The 14574-nt window shown below is 34.9% G+C and carries 26 protein-coding genes; all 26 read left to right on the plus strand.

Features of this window, described 5'->3' with window-relative positions:
* The coding region (locus K292_RS0111325; RefSeq protein ID WP_027399919.1) for an EF-Tu C-terminal domain-related protein at window positions 1-520 on the plus strand (520 nt) is incomplete at its 5' end.
* A 261-nt stretch (window positions 521-781) separates the two neighbouring features.
* A complete protein-coding gene (locus K292_RS16995; protein WP_051280690.1) occupies window positions 782-1894 on the plus strand; it encodes an ATP-binding protein in 1113 nt (370 codons plus the stop codon).
* Between the two features lie 545 nt (window positions 1895-2439).
* A complete protein-coding gene (rpsJ, locus tag K292_RS0111335; RefSeq protein WP_027399920.1) occupies window positions 2440-2751 on the plus strand; it encodes a 30S ribosomal protein S10 in 312 nt (103 codons plus the stop codon).
* Between the two features lie 140 nt (window positions 2752-2891).
* Complete coding sequence (gene rplC, locus K292_RS0111340; RefSeq protein WP_027399921.1) at window positions 2892-3527, plus strand: 50S ribosomal protein L3; 636 nt, start codon at window positions 2892-2894, stop codon at window positions 3525-3527.
* 30 nt (window positions 3528-3557) lie between these two features.
* Entirely contained in the window at window positions 3558-4181 is a 624-nt protein-coding gene (rplD, locus tag K292_RS0111345) for a 50S ribosomal protein L4 (protein WP_027399922.1), read from the plus strand.
* On the plus strand, window positions 4181-4471 hold the full coding sequence (rplW, locus tag K292_RS0111350; protein WP_027399923.1) for a 50S ribosomal protein L23: 291 nt from the start codon (window positions 4181-4183) through the stop codon (window positions 4469-4471). The genes rplD and rplW overlap by 1 nt, the downstream gene beginning before the upstream one ends.
* Window positions 4472-4486: 15 nt before the next feature.
* Complete coding sequence (gene rplB / locus K292_RS0111355; RefSeq protein WP_027399924.1) at window positions 4487-5320, plus strand: 50S ribosomal protein L2; 834 nt, start codon at window positions 4487-4489, stop codon at window positions 5318-5320.
* Window positions 5321-5340: 20 nt separating this feature from the next.
* The gene (gene rpsS, locus K292_RS0111360) at window positions 5341-5622 is read left to right on the plus strand and encodes a 30S ribosomal protein S19 (RefSeq protein WP_027399925.1); all 282 of its coding nucleotides are present in this window, start codon (window positions 5341-5343) and stop codon (window positions 5620-5622) included.
* A 22-nt stretch (window positions 5623-5644) separates the two neighbouring features.
* Window positions 5645-5977: a 50S ribosomal protein L22 gene (gene rplV / locus K292_RS0111365; protein WP_027399926.1), complete on the plus strand. Its 333-nt coding sequence runs from the start codon at window positions 5645-5647 to the stop codon at window positions 5975-5977.
* Window positions 5978-6003: 26 nt separating this feature from the next.
* A complete protein-coding gene (gene rpsC / locus K292_RS17000; RefSeq protein WP_037373123.1) occupies window positions 6004-6912 on the plus strand; it encodes a 30S ribosomal protein S3 in 909 nt (302 codons plus the stop codon).
* A gap of 26 nt (window positions 6913-6938) precedes the next feature.
* On the plus strand, window positions 6939-7373 hold the full coding sequence (gene rplP, locus K292_RS0111375) for a 50S ribosomal protein L16 (protein WP_027399927.1): 435 nt from the start codon (window positions 6939-6941) through the stop codon (window positions 7371-7373).
* A complete protein-coding gene (gene rpmC / locus K292_RS0111380) occupies window positions 7373-7576 on the plus strand; it encodes a 50S ribosomal protein L29 (protein ID WP_027399928.1) in 204 nt (67 codons plus the stop codon). The genes rplP and rpmC overlap by 1 nt, the downstream gene beginning before the upstream one ends.
* Window positions 7577-7594: 18 nt before the next feature.
* Entirely contained in the window at window positions 7595-7852 is a 258-nt protein-coding gene (gene rpsQ, locus K292_RS0111385) for a 30S ribosomal protein S17 (protein WP_027399929.1), read from the plus strand.
* 16 nt (window positions 7853-7868) lie between these two features.
* Window positions 7869-8237 (plus strand): 50S ribosomal protein L14, encoded by a 369-nt coding sequence (gene rplN, locus K292_RS0111390; protein WP_027399930.1) that lies wholly within the window; start codon window positions 7869-7871, stop codon window positions 8235-8237.
* 12 nt (window positions 8238-8249) lie between these two features.
* Window positions 8250-8555, plus strand: a complete 306-nt coding sequence (rplX, locus tag K292_RS0111395) for a 50S ribosomal protein L24 (RefSeq protein WP_027399931.1) — start codon at window positions 8250-8252, stop codon at window positions 8553-8555.
* A gap of 27 nt (window positions 8556-8582) precedes the next feature.
* On the plus strand, window positions 8583-9125 hold the full coding sequence (gene rplE, locus K292_RS0111400; RefSeq protein ID WP_027399932.1) for a 50S ribosomal protein L5: 543 nt from the start codon (window positions 8583-8585) through the stop codon (window positions 9123-9125).
* Between the two features lie 10 nt (window positions 9126-9135).
* Window positions 9136-9321, plus strand: a complete 186-nt coding sequence (locus tag K292_RS0111405; protein WP_027399933.1) for a type Z 30S ribosomal protein S14 — start codon at window positions 9136-9138, stop codon at window positions 9319-9321.
* A gap of 31 nt (window positions 9322-9352) precedes the next feature.
* Window positions 9353-9751, plus strand: a complete 399-nt coding sequence (gene rpsH / locus K292_RS0111410; RefSeq protein WP_027399934.1) for a 30S ribosomal protein S8 — start codon at window positions 9353-9355, stop codon at window positions 9749-9751.
* 12 nt (window positions 9752-9763) lie between these two features.
* Window positions 9764-10312 (plus strand): 50S ribosomal protein L6, encoded by a 549-nt coding sequence (gene rplF, locus K292_RS0111415; RefSeq protein ID WP_027399935.1) that lies wholly within the window; start codon window positions 9764-9766, stop codon window positions 10310-10312.
* Between the two features lie 15 nt (window positions 10313-10327).
* Window positions 10328-10693 (plus strand): 50S ribosomal protein L18, encoded by a 366-nt coding sequence (gene rplR, locus K292_RS0111420; protein WP_027399936.1) that lies wholly within the window; start codon window positions 10328-10330, stop codon window positions 10691-10693.
* A 17-nt stretch (window positions 10694-10710) separates the two neighbouring features.
* On the plus strand, window positions 10711-11217 hold the full coding sequence (gene rpsE / locus K292_RS0111425) for a 30S ribosomal protein S5 (RefSeq protein WP_027399937.1): 507 nt from the start codon (window positions 10711-10713) through the stop codon (window positions 11215-11217).
* 14 nt (window positions 11218-11231) lie between these two features.
* On the plus strand, window positions 11232-11414 hold the full coding sequence (gene rpmD, locus K292_RS0111430; RefSeq protein WP_027399938.1) for a 50S ribosomal protein L30: 183 nt from the start codon (window positions 11232-11234) through the stop codon (window positions 11412-11414).
* 18 nt (window positions 11415-11432) lie between these two features.
* Window positions 11433-11873, plus strand: a complete 441-nt coding sequence (rplO, locus tag K292_RS0111435) for a 50S ribosomal protein L15 (RefSeq protein ID WP_027399939.1) — start codon at window positions 11433-11435, stop codon at window positions 11871-11873.
* A gap of 6 nt (window positions 11874-11879) precedes the next feature.
* Complete coding sequence (gene secY, locus K292_RS0111440; RefSeq protein WP_027399940.1) at window positions 11880-13154, plus strand: preprotein translocase subunit SecY; 1275 nt, start codon at window positions 11880-11882, stop codon at window positions 13152-13154.
* A gap of 14 nt (window positions 13155-13168) precedes the next feature.
* Window positions 13169-13816, plus strand: a complete 648-nt coding sequence (locus tag K292_RS0111445) for an adenylate kinase (RefSeq protein ID WP_027399941.1) — start codon at window positions 13169-13171, stop codon at window positions 13814-13816.
* Between the two features lie 2 nt (window positions 13817-13818).
* The gene (gene map / locus K292_RS0111450; RefSeq protein WP_027399942.1) at window positions 13819-14565 is read left to right on the plus strand and encodes a type I methionyl aminopeptidase; all 747 of its coding nucleotides are present in this window, start codon (window positions 13819-13821) and stop codon (window positions 14563-14565) included.
* Window positions 14566-14574: the final 9 nt, after the last annotated feature.

Raw genomic sequence — 14574 nt, forward strand, 5'->3', positions numbered from 1 at the left:
AAGAGGAACAGTAGCAACAGGAAGAGTAGAAAGAGGAATCCTAAAAGTATCAGACGAAGTAGAAATCGTAGGATTGATGGAAGCACCAAGAAAAGTAGTAGTAACAGGAGTAGAAATGTTCAGAAAGCTTTTGGATCAAGCAGAAGCAGGAGATAACATTGGAGCACTACTAAGAGGAGTACAAAGAGACGAGATTCAAAGAGGACAGGTACTAGCACAAATAGGAACAATCCATCCACATACAAAGTTTACTTCAGAAGTATACGTATTAAAGAAAGAAGAAGGTGGAAGACATACACCATTCTTTAACGGATACAGACCACAGTTCTACTTCAGAACAACAGACGTAACAGGAGATTTACAGTTACCAGAAGGAACAGAAATGTGTATGCCTGGAGATAACGTACAGATGACAATTACATTGATAACACCAATCGCAATCGAAGAAGGATTAAGATTTGCCATCAGAGAAGGCGGAAGAACAGTAGGTGCAGGAGTAGTTGCGTCTATTATCGAATAATATAATAATAAATTATAAATCATAAAAATTAGAACTAGAGGCAAATTGTCTCTAGTTTTAATTTTGTATGATATTCACAAAATCTAGATTGTATTGGAAATTGATTTTGCAGATTAAAGAGATTTTAATGGATATAAAATAAACTTATTTAGTTTTTATATAAAATCATTAAATTTAAATAATTATCTATAGATTATAATTGACAAAAGATATATATCGGCTATAATAAAATACGAGGTTATATGTTTGGAGGTAAACAATATGAATATTAAACGGAATATTGAAAGCACCATTCGTAATATAAATAATAATTATTCTGTATTGATGCTAACTGGAGCTAAAGGCACAGGAAGAAGAACATTACTTAAAATGTTAGAAGACGATGGCCGAAAATATTTTTCTTTTGATGATAAAGAACTAAGAAATATAGTAATTGAAAATCCTGACGTATTTTTTGAATGTATTAAACCTCCGGTGGCAATAATAGGTATACAGTATGCATTAAATCTAATGCCTTACATAAATCAATATTGTGCTAAAAATAATAACAATGGTGACTTTTGGTTAGTAGCAACACATATGTGTGATCTCTTTGATAATGTTGGAAGAACAATGGGAGATAATGTTGGAATAGCCCATATGATGGGCCTTACCTATGAAGAAATAACGGGAGAAACTTTGGATCTTTTTAATATTGATATTGTTGAAGAAAATGAAATTAATGTACAAATATTAAGGGGAAGTATGCCTGCATTATATGGCGAAGGTATAGATAATAGCAGAGATAAATATTTTGATGAATACATGCAAGAATTTTTAAGAGAAGAAATAAGAGGAATGACTACTGTTACGGATATCATCTTATTTAGGAAATTTATGATAAGTGCGGCAAAAAGAAGCGGAGAACTTGTAAATTATGCTGTATTAGCAAAAGATGTGGGGATTAGTCAGCCCACCGCAAAGAAATGGTTATCTCTTTTAGTCTCCGCAGGCATTATTGGCTTAATTCAACCATTTTCTCACCCAAAGCTTACACGTATTATTGATGTACCAAGAATGTATTTTATGGATACAGGTCTTTGCTCATATTTGGCAGAAATAAAAAAACCTGAAAAATTATTTAAAACATGGGTTGTAGCAGAAATGATAAAAAGATATTATAACAAAGGCATAAAGCCACCATTTTATCATTATAGAGATAAAGATGGAAAAGAGGTTGATTTAATTATAGAAGAAGACAGCCAATTACAACCTATAGAAATTATAGATTTAGGAAAAAAAGTTAAAGATAGGGCAAAAAAATTTAATGGATTCGCACGAAAGAATATTGCTGTTAATGATTGGAAAATTATTACTGTAAACGAAATATTATAAAATTGATATAAATTGTAATTAAAAAAATGTATTATGATAAAAAGTTGATTCTATATATAGTATAGCGATAATATTTAAAATACAATATATTGAGCTTTGTAATATGATAATGAAACACCACGAGGCGTGTATTTATATATATGCCTCAAACCATTGAAATTATTAGATTAATTAGTAAAAAAATATGAAAAAATATTTAAAAAAGCTTGCAATTTATTGTCATATATAATATACTAAAAAAGCTTGTGAGTAAGAAATATATTTATAAGTAGCCTGGCCATATAATTGTAAGCATTTTATTACAAAATATGGGTAAATGCGATGAAGCAGGAAGTTGCTGAGCTATCAGGTAATTTCTGCAGAGAATTGTCCTTTCAAGAAAGGGGCGAAGGGATTCTCGTGCTTTTTGTTTTGTGTAAAAAATAACGAAACACACGGAGACGTGTACCGAGACCTGTGTATCGGTTATAAGTCTTAAACAAAGAAGTGAACCCCCCGTACAGGCATAGCGAAAACGTACGAAAATAGTTCAGGAGGAAAAAAGAATGTCAGAACAACAAAAAATTAGAATTAAGCTTAAAGCTTATGATCACAAATCATTGGATCAGTCAGCAGCAAAAATCGTAGACACTGCTAAGAAAAGCGGAGCAGATGTTTCAGGACCGATTCCACTGCCAACTGAAAAGCAAGTTATTACTATTTTAAGAGCAGTTCATAAGTATAAGGACAGCAGAGAGCAGTTCGAACAGAGAACTCATAAGAGATTAATCGATATCTCAAATACTACACCTAAAACTGTAGATTCATTAATGAAATTAGATTTACCTGCAGGTGTGGATATCGAAATCAAATTATAACAAAGCGAAGATTTGTTGAGAAGCACAAAAAGTAAGAAAATTTTTCATAAAGAGAGATTTTCCATATAAGTGTTATAAGGGAACTCCCCTTAGTATGATTGCTAACAAGCAATCCGCTGTAAGAATTCAGGAGGAAAAATATGAAAACAATTTTAGGAAAAAAAGTCGGAATGACTCAGATCTTTTCTGAAAACGGAGAAGCGATTCCTGTAACTGTTATAGAAGCAGGCCCAGCAGTCGTTACTCAAATTAAAACAATTGAAAATGATGGCTACAATGCTGTACAAATCGGATACGGTGATGTGAAAGAACAGAGATTAAATAAGCCAACAAAAGGTCATTTTACAAAATGGCAAGCTCCTCTTAAAAAGCATTTAACTGAAATTAGACTAGAAGATGGTGAAACCTATGAGGCAAATCAGGTTATTACCGTGGCTGATTTTGAAGCTGGAGTTAAATTAGACGTTACAGGAGTTTCAAAAGGTAAAGGTACTCAAGGTAATATTAAGAGACATGGACACCACAGAGGACCTATGACTCATGGTTCAAAGCACAAGAGACTTGCAGGAGCACTTGCCGGCGGAACATATCCTTCAAGGGTATTTAAGGGTAATGATGGTCCAGGAAGAATGGGTCGTGATACTGTAACAGTACAGAATGTAGTTCTTGTAAAAGTAATCGAAGACAGAAACCTTATGCTTGTTAAAGGTGCAGTGCCGGGAGGAAAAGGCGGTCTGCTTCGAATTCAATATGCAGTTAAAGGTCAAGACAAATAGATAATGACTTCAGAAAGGAGGAAGTAACAAATGGCAAAAATAACTATGCTAAATATGGCTGGTGCTGAAGCTGGAAGCATTGAACTAAAAGATGATATCTTTGGAATTGAAGTAAATCAGTATGCGGTTCATCAAGTAATTAAAAATTACTTAGCAAATCAGAGACAAGGTACTCAGTCAGCTAAAAATAGAAGCGAAGTTAGAGGCGGCGGAAGAAAACCTTTCAGACAGAAGGGAACTGGTCGTGGAAGACAGGGAAGCATAACTGCTCCTAATCATGTAGGCGGTGGTGTTGTCTTTGCACCAAAACCAAGAGATTACAGATATTCAGTGCCAAAGAAAATTAAAAGGCTTGCACTTAAGTCTGCGTTATCCTCAAAGGTGGAGGAAAAGGAAATTATAGTTTTAGATACATTAAAATTTGATGCACCTAAGACAAAAGAAATGTTAAAAGTGTTAGAGAATGTAAAAGCTGCAAAAAAAGCACTTATCGTTATGGCTGATAAGGATGAAAATGTAATTAGATCTTCATCTAACATTAAAGGGGTAAAGACTTGCCTAGTATCAACTATGAATGTATATGATATAGTTAATTATACAAGCTTTATTGTTACAAAAGATGCTATAAACAAGATTGAGGAGGTGTATTCATAATGAGAACGCCTTACGATGTGATTTTAAAACCTGTTATCTCAGAAAGAAGTATGGATGATGCACAGGATAAGAAATATACTTTTAAGGTTGCGGTAGATGCTAATAAAACAGAAGTAAAATTAGCTCTAGAAGAAATCTTCGGAGTAGAAATAGAAAAAGTAAATATTATGAATGTTAAAGGTAAAGTAAAGAGAATGGGAAGAAACGTAGGAAGAACTGCGGCTTCAAAGAAGGCAATCGTGACCCTTACAGATAAAAGTAAGGAAATCGAATTCTTCCAAGGTCTATAAGGAGGGACGAACAATATGGGAATTAAAAAATATAATCCGACCACTCCTGGATTAAGAGGAATGACGGTTTCAACATTTGAAGAAATTACAACTGATACACCGGAAAAATCCCTTACTGTAACCCTAAAGAAACATGCCGGAAGAAATGTTAGAGGAAAGATTACTGTAAGACACAGAGGCGGTGGATACAGACCAAAATATAGAATTATCGACTTCAAGAGAAACAAAGATGGTATTCCAGGAAAAGTTACCACAATAGAATATGACCCAAACAGAAGTGCCAATATAGCATTGATTATATATGCAGATGGAGAAAAGAGATATATTATAGCTCCAAATAAGCTGATAGTAGGAAATACTGTAATATCAGGAGAAGATGCAGATATTCAAATTGGAAATACACTTCCTTTAAAAAATATTCCTGTAGGTACAATAATTCATAATATTGAATTAAAACCTGGAAAAGGTGGTCAATTAGTAAGATCCGCAGGAAATGGCGCACAACTTATGGCAAAAGAAGGTAATTATGCGCAAGTAAGATTACCTTCCGGAGAAGTTAGAAAAATAAGAATTGAGTGTAGAGCTACAATCGGAGAAGTAGGCAATTTAGATCATGAAAATATTAAGATAGGTAAAGCCGGAAGAAAAAGACATATGGGAATCAGACCTACAGTAAGAGGTTCTGTAATGAATCCTAATGATCACCCACATGGCGGTGGTGAAGGTAAAACCGGTATTGGTCGAGTTAGTCCAGTTACACCTTGGGGTAAACCTGCACTTGGTTATAAGACTAGAAAGAAAAATAAACCGTCAAATCAATATATCGTAAAGAGACGTAACGAAAAATAGCCAGAAGGGAGGAACTATAAATGGGTAGATCACTTAAAAAAGGCCCTTTCGTTAATGCAAAATTGCTCAAAGCAATTGAAGAATTAAACGCAGCCAATGATAAAAAAGTATTGAAAACATGGTCAAGACCATCAACTATATTCCCGCAGATGGTGGGACATACAATTGCTGTACATGATGGAAAGAAACACGTTCCGGTATATATTACAGAAGATATGGTAGGACATAGACTAGGAGAATTTGCTCCTACTAGAAACTACAGAGGTCATGCAGCAGACAAGTCTTCGAAAGTTAAAAAATAGTAAAAAAGGAGGATCTTAAATAATGGAAGCAAAAGCAATTGCAAAATATGTAAGAATGTCTCCTATAAAGCTTAAACCTGTTACGAATTTAGTAAGAGGTAAAGACTTAAACGAGGCACTGACTATATTAAAGTTTACACCGGGTAAAGGTTCGGAAATAGTAGAAAAAGTTATAAAGTCAGCAGCAGCAAATGCGGAAAATAACTTTGACATGAATCCAGATGCTTTATATGTTGCTGAAGTATATGCGCATCAAGGACCAACGATGAAAAGATGGAGAGCAGGATCACAAGGCAGAGCATCAGTAATTTTAAAAAGAAGCAGCCACGTAGGCGTAACACTAAAGGAAAAATAAAATACTCAGAACAGGAGGTTCGTTGAATGGGTCAGAAAGTAAGTCCACATGGGTTAAGAGTGGGCGTTATAAAAGACTGGGATTCCAAATGGTATGCAGATAAAAAAGATTTCGCAGATTATCTTGTAGAAGATAATAAAATCAGAGAATTTGTAAAGAAAAGATTATATGCTGCGGGAATTTCAAAGATATTAATTGAAAGAGCAGCAAACAATCAAATGAAAGTCATCATTCTTACTGGTAAACCAGGTATGGTAATCGGAAGATCAGGAAATGGAATTGATGAACTTAAATCAGAAGTTGCAAAGCTTACAGGAAAGAAAATAGATATCAGTATCGTTGAAGTTAGAAGAGTTGAGTTAGATGCACAGCTTACTGCCGAAAGCATTGCGCAGGCTTTAGAAAAGAGAATTTCATTTAGAAGAGCTATGAAGCAAGCTATTGGAAGAACTATGAAAGCCAATGCAAAGGGAATTAAAGTTTTAGTTTCAGGAAGATTAGGCGGAGCTGAAATTGCAAGAAGTGAAAAATACAGTGAAGGTAACGTACCGCTGCATACTTTAAGAGCTGATATTGACTATGGTTTTGCAGAAGCAGATACAACTTATGGTAAACTTGGTGTAAAAGTTTGGATTAATCACGGAGAAATTCTTGAAAAAGGTCTTAAAAATCCTGTTCCTGAAGTAAAATCTGAAGGAAGAGGCGATAGAAAGAATGACAGAAGATCCAGAAGAGATAATGATAGATCAAGAAATGATAGATCAAGAAATGACAGATCTAGAAATGACAGAAGAAATCCAAGAGATAATAAACCTGAAATTCCGGCAGCAGTTAATCCTCGAAAGAGATTAACTCCTAAGGCAGAACCTGAAAAAGCAACTACTGCTGCGGAAGAAGTAAATACAGAAGCTAATGTAGCTGAAACAACAGAATAAGCGATTGAGAAAGGAGGAAGAAAGCGATGTTAATGCCAAAGCGCGTTAAACGCAGAAGAGTCCATAGGGGAAGAATGAAAGGCGTAGCCACAAAAGGTAATACTATTACTTATGGAACTTACGGCCTAATAACACAAGAATGTGGTTGGATCACTTCAAATCAAATAGAGTCCGCTCGTATAGCTATGACTAGATCTATAAAAAGAGGTGGTAAAGTATATATTAAAATATTCCCACATAAGTCAGTAACAAAGAAACCTGCTGAAGTTAGAATGGGTTCCGGTAAAGGAGCACCAGAGTACTGGGTAGCAGTAGTAAAACCAGGAAGAGTAATGTTTGAAATAGAGGGTGTATCAGAAGAAGCAGCTAGAGAAGCAATGAGACTTGCATCCCATAAACTCCCTGTAAAGTGTAAATTTGCTGTGAAAGGTGAAGAAATAGCAGAGGGTGGTGAAGCGTAATGAAATTAGAAAAAATGAGACAGCTGACAGATGTTGAATTGAACACAGAACTAAAAAAACTTAAGAATGAGCTTTTTAATCTGAGATTTCAGCATGTAACTGGTCAGCTTGAAAATCCTATAAAATTAAGGGACTTAAAAAAAGAAATTGCACGCGTAAAAACCATAATGAGAGAAAATGAATTAAAAAAGGTTCAAGGCTAACAGGAAGGAGGATGTAATATGTTAGAAAGAAACAGAAGAAAGACCAGAGTTGGCTTAGTGATAAGTGATAAAATGGATAAGACAATTGTCGTAGCTGTGGAAGACTTCGTAAGACATTCCCTTTATGGAAAAGCCGTAAAGAGAACTAAGAAGTTCAAAGCTCACGATGAAAATAACGAGTGTAACATCGGTGATAAGGTAAGGATTATGGAAACAAGACCACTATCTAAGGATAAGAGATGGAGACTTGTTAACATAGTTCAAAAGGTTAAATAATAAGGAGGCGACCAAAATGATCCAAACTGAAACCAGATTAAGAGTTGCCGACAATTCTGGCGCAAAAGAATTACTTTGTATTCGTATTCTTGGAGGCACAAGCCGTCAGTATGCTAATATTGGAGATGTAATTGTATGTGCAGTTAAAGAAGCTACTCCGGGTGGAGTTGTAAAAAAAGGCGACGTTGTAAGAGCTGTAGTTGTTAGAACAAAACATGGTGCTAGAAGAGTAGATGGAAGCTATGTTAAATTTGACCAGAATGCAGCTGTAATTATAAAAGAAGATAAAAATCCTGTAGGAACACGTATTTTTGGACCTGTTGCTAGAGAATTAAGAGATAAAAGCTTTATGAAAATAGTGTCATTGGCACCAGAAGTATTATAGGAGGTGTGAAGGATGCATATTAAGAAAGACGATACAGTACTAGTAATAACTGGTAAAGATAAAGGAAAAAAAGGTAAAGTTTTAAAAGCTATGCCTAAAGATGGAAAAGTTATTGTTGAAGGAGTTAATATACAGACAAAGCATCAAAAACAGACTAGAACAGCTGCTAGTGAAATAAAGCATCAAGAAGGTCCTGTGGATGTTTCAAATGTTATGTACTACGACAGCAAAGCAAAGGCGCCTACAAGAATCGGATATAAAATTGAAGGCGGAGTTAAAAAGAGAGTATCTAAGAAAACAGGTGCATTAATTGACTAATAAATGCGAAGAAAGGAGGGAACGATCTTGGCAGCTAGACTAAGTGAAACTTATAAAAATGAAGTGTACAATGCTTTAATAGAAAAATTTAAATATAAAAATGTTATGGAAGTGCCGAAGCTGGAAAAGATTACTATTAATATGGGTCTTGGTGAGGCAAAAGATAACGCAAAACTTCTTGAGACTGCAGTTGAAGAATTAGCGATTATAACAGGACAAAAACCTGTTATTACCAGAGCAAAAAAATCAATAGCTAACTTTAAACTAAGAGAAGGAAATCCTGTAGGAATAAAGGTTACTTTAAGAGGAGATAACATGTTTGAATTTGCTGATAAATTTTTTAATGTGTCTCTTCCAAGAGTTAGAGATTTCAAAGGAGTGAGCAAGAATTCATTTGATGGTAGAGGAAACTATTCCATGGGTGTTAAAGAGCAGCTTATCTTCCCTGAAATTAGTTATGATAAAGTAGATAAAATTAAAGGTATGAATATTATATTCACGACAACGGCTAAAACAGACGAAGAAGCAGCAAGTCTGCTTGAACTTCTAGGTATGCCGTTCGAGAAATAGGAGGGAACAAATGGCAAAGACATCTCTCAAGATAAAACAACAGAGAAAACCGAAGTTTTCAACACGTGCATATACAAGATGCAAGATCTGTGGAAGACCACACTCTGTATTGAAAAAATATGGTATATGCCGTATCTGTTTCAGAGAACTAGCTTACAAGGGAGAAATTCCTGGCGTTAAAAAAGCAAGCTGGTAAACATTAGTATAAGGAAGGAGGTACAACTGTAATGACAATGACAGATCCTATAGCAGATATGCTAACAAGAATCAGAAATGCCAATACTGTAGGACATGCAACAGTTGACATCCCTGCATCAAATATGAAAAAATCTATTGCGGGAATTTTAACTGAAGAAGGATACATTAAAGGATATGATATTATCGATAATGGGAACCAGGGAATTATAAAAGTTCAGCTTAAATACGGTGCTGATAAAGAAAGAGTAATAAGTGGAATTAAAAAGATTTCAAAGCCTGGTTTAAAAGTTTATGCAAAAGCTAACGACGTACCAAAAGTGCTTGGAGGTTTGGGAATTGCAATAATTTCAACATCAAATGGAATTATTAGTGATAAACAAGCAAGAAAATTAGGTGTTGGTGGCGAAGTTATTTGTTATGTTTGGTAGGAGGAATTAAAAATGTCAAGAATAGGTAGATTGCCTGTGACTATTCCTGCCGGCGTAGAGGTTAAAGTAAGTGATAAAAATGTTGTCACTGTAAAAGGACCTAAAGGTGAATTGCAGGAACAGATCAGTAAATTAATTAAAGTAGAAATAAATGATGGAGTATTAACAGCTACTAGAGATAGCGATGACAAGGAAGTAAGAGCAGTACATGGTCTTTCCAGAACTCTTATAAACAATATGATTGTGGGAGTTACAAATGGATTTGAAAAGAAACTTCAACTTGTGGGAGTCGGTTATAAAGCTGAGAAAAAAGGCAAAGATTTAGTACTGAATCTTGGATACTCACATCCTGTTAAAATGGAAGACCCTGAAGGAATTACTACTGAGGTAACATCTCCAACTGAAGTTGTTGTAAAGGGTATAAACAAAGCGGTTGTTGGAAATTATGCGGCTAACGTTAGAAAATGGAGAATTCCAGAACCTTACAAAGGAAAAGGTATTCGCTATGAAGGAGAAGTAGTACGCAGAAAAGAAGGCAAAACCGGTGCTAAGAAGAAATAGGAAGGAGTGAGATAAATGGCAAAGGAAAGTAAAAATGATAGACGTTTAGCTAGACATAAAAGAGTTAGAAAAAACCTATCCGGAACTCCTGAAAAACCAAGATTATGTGTATACAGAAGCCTTAAGAACATTTCTGTACAAATTATTGATGATGTAAACGGAAATACATTGGTTGCTGCATCTTCACTTGATAATGATATCAAAGCGCAGGCTGCTTATGGCGGCAATAAAGAAGTAGCAAAACTTGTAGGAGAATCTGTTGCAAAAAAAGCATTAGCTAAAGGTATAGAAGTTGTTGCTTTTGATAGAGGTGGATACTTATATCATGGAAGAATAAAAGAATTAGCTGACGGAGCACGTGCAGCAGGATTGAAATTCTAACAGGAGGGAGAAAAGGAATGCGACAAAATATGATTGATGCATCCAAGCTGGACTTAAAAGAATCCATCGTTAACATTAGACGTGTAGCTAAAGTTGTTAAGGGCGGAAGAAATTTCAGATTTAGCGTAACGGTAGTAGTTGGAAACGGCGAAGGTTATGTTGGCGTTGGACTTGGAAAAGCTCAGGAAATCCCTGAGGCTGTAAGAAAAGCAATCGAAGATGCTAAGAAAAAATTAATATATGTTCCAACTGTAGGAACAACAATACCACATAGAACACTAGGTATATTTGGAGCAGGACAGGTATTAATTATGCCAGCTGCACAAGGTACCGGAGTAATTGCAGGAAGTTCTGTACGTATGGTATTAGAGTTAGCAGGAATTAAGGATGTAAGAGCAAAATCTATAGGCTCAAATAATTCAGGGAATATGGCTTATGCTACAGTAGAAGGTCTTAGAAATCTTAAGACTGTTGAACAAATCAGCAGATTAAGAGGTAAAACTAAGGAAGAAGTCTTAGGATAAGGAGGAAGATGCAAATGGCTAAATCAGTAAAAATTACATTAACTAAAAGTACAATTGGCGCTTCCCCATACCAAAGAAAAGTAGTAGAAGCGTTAGGCTTAAGAAAAATGAATCAGACTGTTGAGCACCCTGACACACCACAGACACGTGGAGCAATAGAAAAAGTAAAACATCTTTTAACAATCGAAGAAATTTAGGAATGGGGGTGTTGAAAAATGAAATTGCATGAATTAAAAGCAGCCGAAGGTTCAACCAAAAAGACTAAAAGAAGAGGTCGTGGTACAGCTACTGGACAGGGTAAAACTGGTGGTAGAGGTATGAATGGTCAGAATTCAAGAAGCGGCGGAGGAACTAGACCTGGTTTTGAAGGCGGTCAGATGCCATTATATAGAAGAATTCCTAAAAGAGGATTTACAAATATTTGGAGAAAAGAGTATGTTATTTTAAATGTAGATGATTTAAATACATTTGAAGCTGGTACTGTAATTACTCCAGAGCTTTTAAAAGAAAAAGGACTTGCTAAACAGATTGTTGATGGTATAAAGATTCTTGGAGAAGGAAACTTAGAAAAGAATGTAACTGTCAAGGCTCACAAATTTAGCAAAACAGCAATCGAAAAAATTGAGTCTGCCGGAGGAAAGGCAGAGGTGATTTAAATGAGTATGATTAGAACAATCGCCCATGCGTGGAAAATTGTAGATATTAGAAAAAAAATGATTTTTACGCTTCTAATGCTGTTAGTATTTAGATTGGGCTCAAATATTCCTGTACCAGGTATAGACAGAAATGTATTAAATGATGTCTTTAATGGTGATATGGGATTATTTGGTTTGTTTGACCTATTCTCAGGAGGAGCATTTAGTAATTTTACTATATTTGCGCTTAGCATTACTCCTTATATCACAGCTTCAATTATATTTCAACTTTTGACCATTGCAGTACCTAGAATTGAGGCATTGGCAAAAGAAGGGACAGAAGGCAAGAAAAAAATTGCACAATATACGAGATATTTAACAGTTATATTAGCCTTTATTCAGGCTATAGGACTTTCAGTTGGATTATTTAGAAGAGCACTTGTAAGTGATGACTTTTTTTCAGTAACAGTAATAGTATTGACTTTGTCAGCAGGTACAGCTTTTCTAATGTGGCTAGGTGAACAGATTAATGAAAGTGGAATTGGAAATGGTATTTCATTAATAATTTTTGCAGGTATTATTTCAAGAGCACCTTCAGCCATTCATCAAACTTGGATTGATATGCAGGATGGAAAAATTGGAATTCTTTCAGTTATACTATTTTGTTTATTTGCTTTGATCGTAGTTATTGGAATCGTTTTGATTCAACAAGGTCAAAGAAGAATACCTGTACAGTATGCGAAAAGAGTAGTTGGAAGAAAAATGTATGGCGGTCAGTCAACACATATTCCTATGAAAGTAAATCAAGCTGGAGTTATTCCAGTAATATTTTCACTTTCATTATTACAATTTCCTATAACAATAACATACTTTACTTCAGGAACTGGGTTTGCAAATTTTGTAATAAAGTGGTTGTCAACACAAGGTAATCCTGGAATATGGATTTATTCAATATTTAATATATTGTTAATCATGTTCTTTACCTATTTCTATACAGCGATTACTTTTAATCCTATGGAAGTTGCTAATAATATGAAAGCAAATGGCGGATTTATACCTGGAATCAGACCAGGAAGATCTACTGTTGAATATTTAAATAAAGTTATGACAAGAATCACATTTGTAGGAGCTGTTTTCCTAGCATTTATTGCTACACTTCCTACTTTGCTTCAGCAGTTTACTGCTTTACAAATCCACTTTGGCGGAACATCATTACTGATTGCTGTAGGTGTAGCGCTAGATACGATGAAGCAACTTGAATCACAAATGGTGATGAGAAATTATCAAGGATTCTTAAAATAGAGAGGATATATAAAATGCTTAGAATTATTTTACTTGGACCTCCAGGGGCTGGTAAAGGAACACAGGCTAGTCGAATCTCTGAAAAATATAATATCCCACATATATCTACAGGGGATATCTTTAGAAAAAATGTCAAGGAAGAAACTGCCCTTGGGTTAAAAGTTAAAGAATATATGAACAAGGGAAGTCTTGTTCCTGATGATTTAACTATTCAATTAATTGAAGACCGTTTAAGTGCAGATGATTGTAAAAATGGATTTCTGCTTGATGGATTTCCAAGAACAGTATATCAGGCTGAGCAGTTTGACAAATATCTTTCTGAACGTAATCTATCAATAGATCATGTATTGGATATTGATGTTAAAAAAGAAGAATTATTAACTAGATTAATAGGAAGAAGAGTTTGCAGAAACTGTGGAGCAACTTATCACGTAATTAATATGCCTCCTGAAAAGGAAGGTGTTTGTGATGTTTGCGGAGGAGAATTATATCAAAGAGCTGATGACACTGAAGCTACAGTAGAAAACAGAATTGAAGTATATCTTGCGCAAACAAAACCACTAATTGATTATTATGAAAAATCCGGAGTTATATCACACATCGATGGTGCTACAGGTCTGGAAAACGTATTTAACGATATAGTGGATGTTTTAGGAGCATAATCATGATTATCATCAAATCACAACAAGAAATAGAAATAATGAGGGAAGCAGGAAAAGTTACTGGTTATATTTTAGCCGAACTTGAAAATTATATTAAACCAGGCATATCTACAAAAGATATAGATGATTTTATAGAAAATATAATTTTAAAATACAATATGATTCCTAGCTTTAAAGGTTATAATGGTTTTCCGGCGAGCGCATGCGTTTCTGTAAATGAAGAACTGGTTCATGGAATACCTTCAAAGAAGAGGAAACTAAAAGAAGGCGATATTGTCAGTGTAGATACGGGAGCTACGTATAAGGGATATGTGAGTGATGCTGCAAGAACTTATGCTGTAGGAGCTATTTCAGAGGAAGCACAACATTTGATTACTGCTACAAAAGATAGTTTTTTTGAAGGCTTAAAATTTTGTAAAGTCGGTTACAGGCTTTCCGATATTTCGTCGGCTATTCAAAGTAAGGTTGAATCCGAAGGGCTTTCTGTAGTAAGAGATTTTGTGGGTCATGGAATTGGTAGAAACATGCATGAAGATCCTCAGATTCCAAACTATGGTAAACCTGGAAAAGGACCAAGATTGGTGCCAGGAATGGTATTTGCTATTGAACCTATGGTAAATCAGGGAAGTTATGAAGTTGAAGTAACACTTGATAATTGGACTGTAGTTACTTTAGATGGAAAACTTTCTGCTCATTATGAAAATAGTGTTGTTATAACTGATGGTGAGCCTATGATGCTCACAATATAGGAGGGTGCG

This window comes from Anaerovorax odorimutans DSM 5092 (assembly GCF_000426305.1).
GTDB classification, from domain to species: domain Bacteria; phylum Bacillota; class Clostridia; order Peptostreptococcales; family Anaerovoracaceae; genus Anaerovorax; species Anaerovorax odorimutans.

Excerpts from the sequence above, each read along its gene's own strand:
- K292_RS16995 (WP_051280690.1), top strand. The coding sequence starts at position 782 with ATGAATATTAAACGGAATATTGAAAGCACCATTCGTAATATAAATAAT.
- rpsJ (WP_027399920.1), top strand. The coding sequence starts at position 2,440 with ATGTCAGAACAACAAAAAATTAGAATTAAGCTTAAAGCTTATGATCAC.
- rplC (WP_027399921.1), top strand. The coding sequence starts at position 2,892 with ATGAAAACAATTTTAGGAAAAAAAGTCGGAATGACTCAGATCTTTTCT.
- rplD (WP_027399922.1), top strand. The coding sequence starts at position 3,558 with ATGGCAAAAATAACTATGCTAAATATGGCTGGTGCTGAAGCTGGAAGC.
- rplW (WP_027399923.1), top strand. The coding sequence starts at position 4,181 with ATGAGAACGCCTTACGATGTGATTTTAAAACCTGTTATCTCAGAAAGA.
- rplB (WP_027399924.1), top strand. The coding sequence starts at position 4,487 with ATGGGAATTAAAAAATATAATCCGACCACTCCTGGATTAAGAGGAATG.
- rpsS (WP_027399925.1), top strand. The coding sequence starts at position 5,341 with ATGGGTAGATCACTTAAAAAAGGCCCTTTCGTTAATGCAAAATTGCTC.
- rplV (WP_027399926.1), top strand. The coding sequence starts at position 5,645 with ATGGAAGCAAAAGCAATTGCAAAATATGTAAGAATGTCTCCTATAAAG.
- rpsC (WP_037373123.1), top strand. The coding sequence starts at position 6,004 with ATGGGTCAGAAAGTAAGTCCACATGGGTTAAGAGTGGGCGTTATAAAA.
- rplP (WP_027399927.1), top strand. The coding sequence starts at position 6,939 with ATGTTAATGCCAAAGCGCGTTAAACGCAGAAGAGTCCATAGGGGAAGA.
- rpmC (WP_027399928.1), top strand. The coding sequence starts at position 7,373 with ATGAAATTAGAAAAAATGAGACAGCTGACAGATGTTGAATTGAACACA.
- rpsQ (WP_027399929.1), top strand. The coding sequence starts at position 7,595 with ATGTTAGAAAGAAACAGAAGAAAGACCAGAGTTGGCTTAGTGATAAGT.
- rplN (WP_027399930.1), top strand. The coding sequence starts at position 7,869 with ATGATCCAAACTGAAACCAGATTAAGAGTTGCCGACAATTCTGGCGCA.
- rplX (WP_027399931.1), top strand. The coding sequence starts at position 8,250 with ATGCATATTAAGAAAGACGATACAGTACTAGTAATAACTGGTAAAGAT.
- K292_RS0111405 (WP_027399933.1), top strand. The coding sequence starts at position 9,136 with ATGGCAAAGACATCTCTCAAGATAAAACAACAGAGAAAACCGAAGTTT.
- rpsH (WP_027399934.1), top strand. The coding sequence starts at position 9,353 with ATGACAATGACAGATCCTATAGCAGATATGCTAACAAGAATCAGAAAT.
- rplF (WP_027399935.1), top strand. The coding sequence starts at position 9,764 with ATGTCAAGAATAGGTAGATTGCCTGTGACTATTCCTGCCGGCGTAGAG.
- rplR (WP_027399936.1), top strand. The coding sequence starts at position 10,328 with ATGGCAAAGGAAAGTAAAAATGATAGACGTTTAGCTAGACATAAAAGA.
- rpsE (WP_027399937.1), top strand. The coding sequence starts at position 10,711 with ATGCGACAAAATATGATTGATGCATCCAAGCTGGACTTAAAAGAATCC.
- rpmD (WP_027399938.1), top strand. The coding sequence starts at position 11,232 with ATGGCTAAATCAGTAAAAATTACATTAACTAAAAGTACAATTGGCGCT.
- rplO (WP_027399939.1), top strand. The coding sequence starts at position 11,433 with ATGAAATTGCATGAATTAAAAGCAGCCGAAGGTTCAACCAAAAAGACT.
- secY (WP_027399940.1), top strand. The coding sequence starts at position 11,880 with ATGATTAGAACAATCGCCCATGCGTGGAAAATTGTAGATATTAGAAAA.
- K292_RS0111445 (WP_027399941.1), top strand. The coding sequence starts at position 13,169 with ATGCTTAGAATTATTTTACTTGGACCTCCAGGGGCTGGTAAAGGAACA.
- map (WP_027399942.1), top strand. The coding sequence starts at position 13,819 with ATGATTATCATCAAATCACAACAAGAAATAGAAATAATGAGGGAAGCA.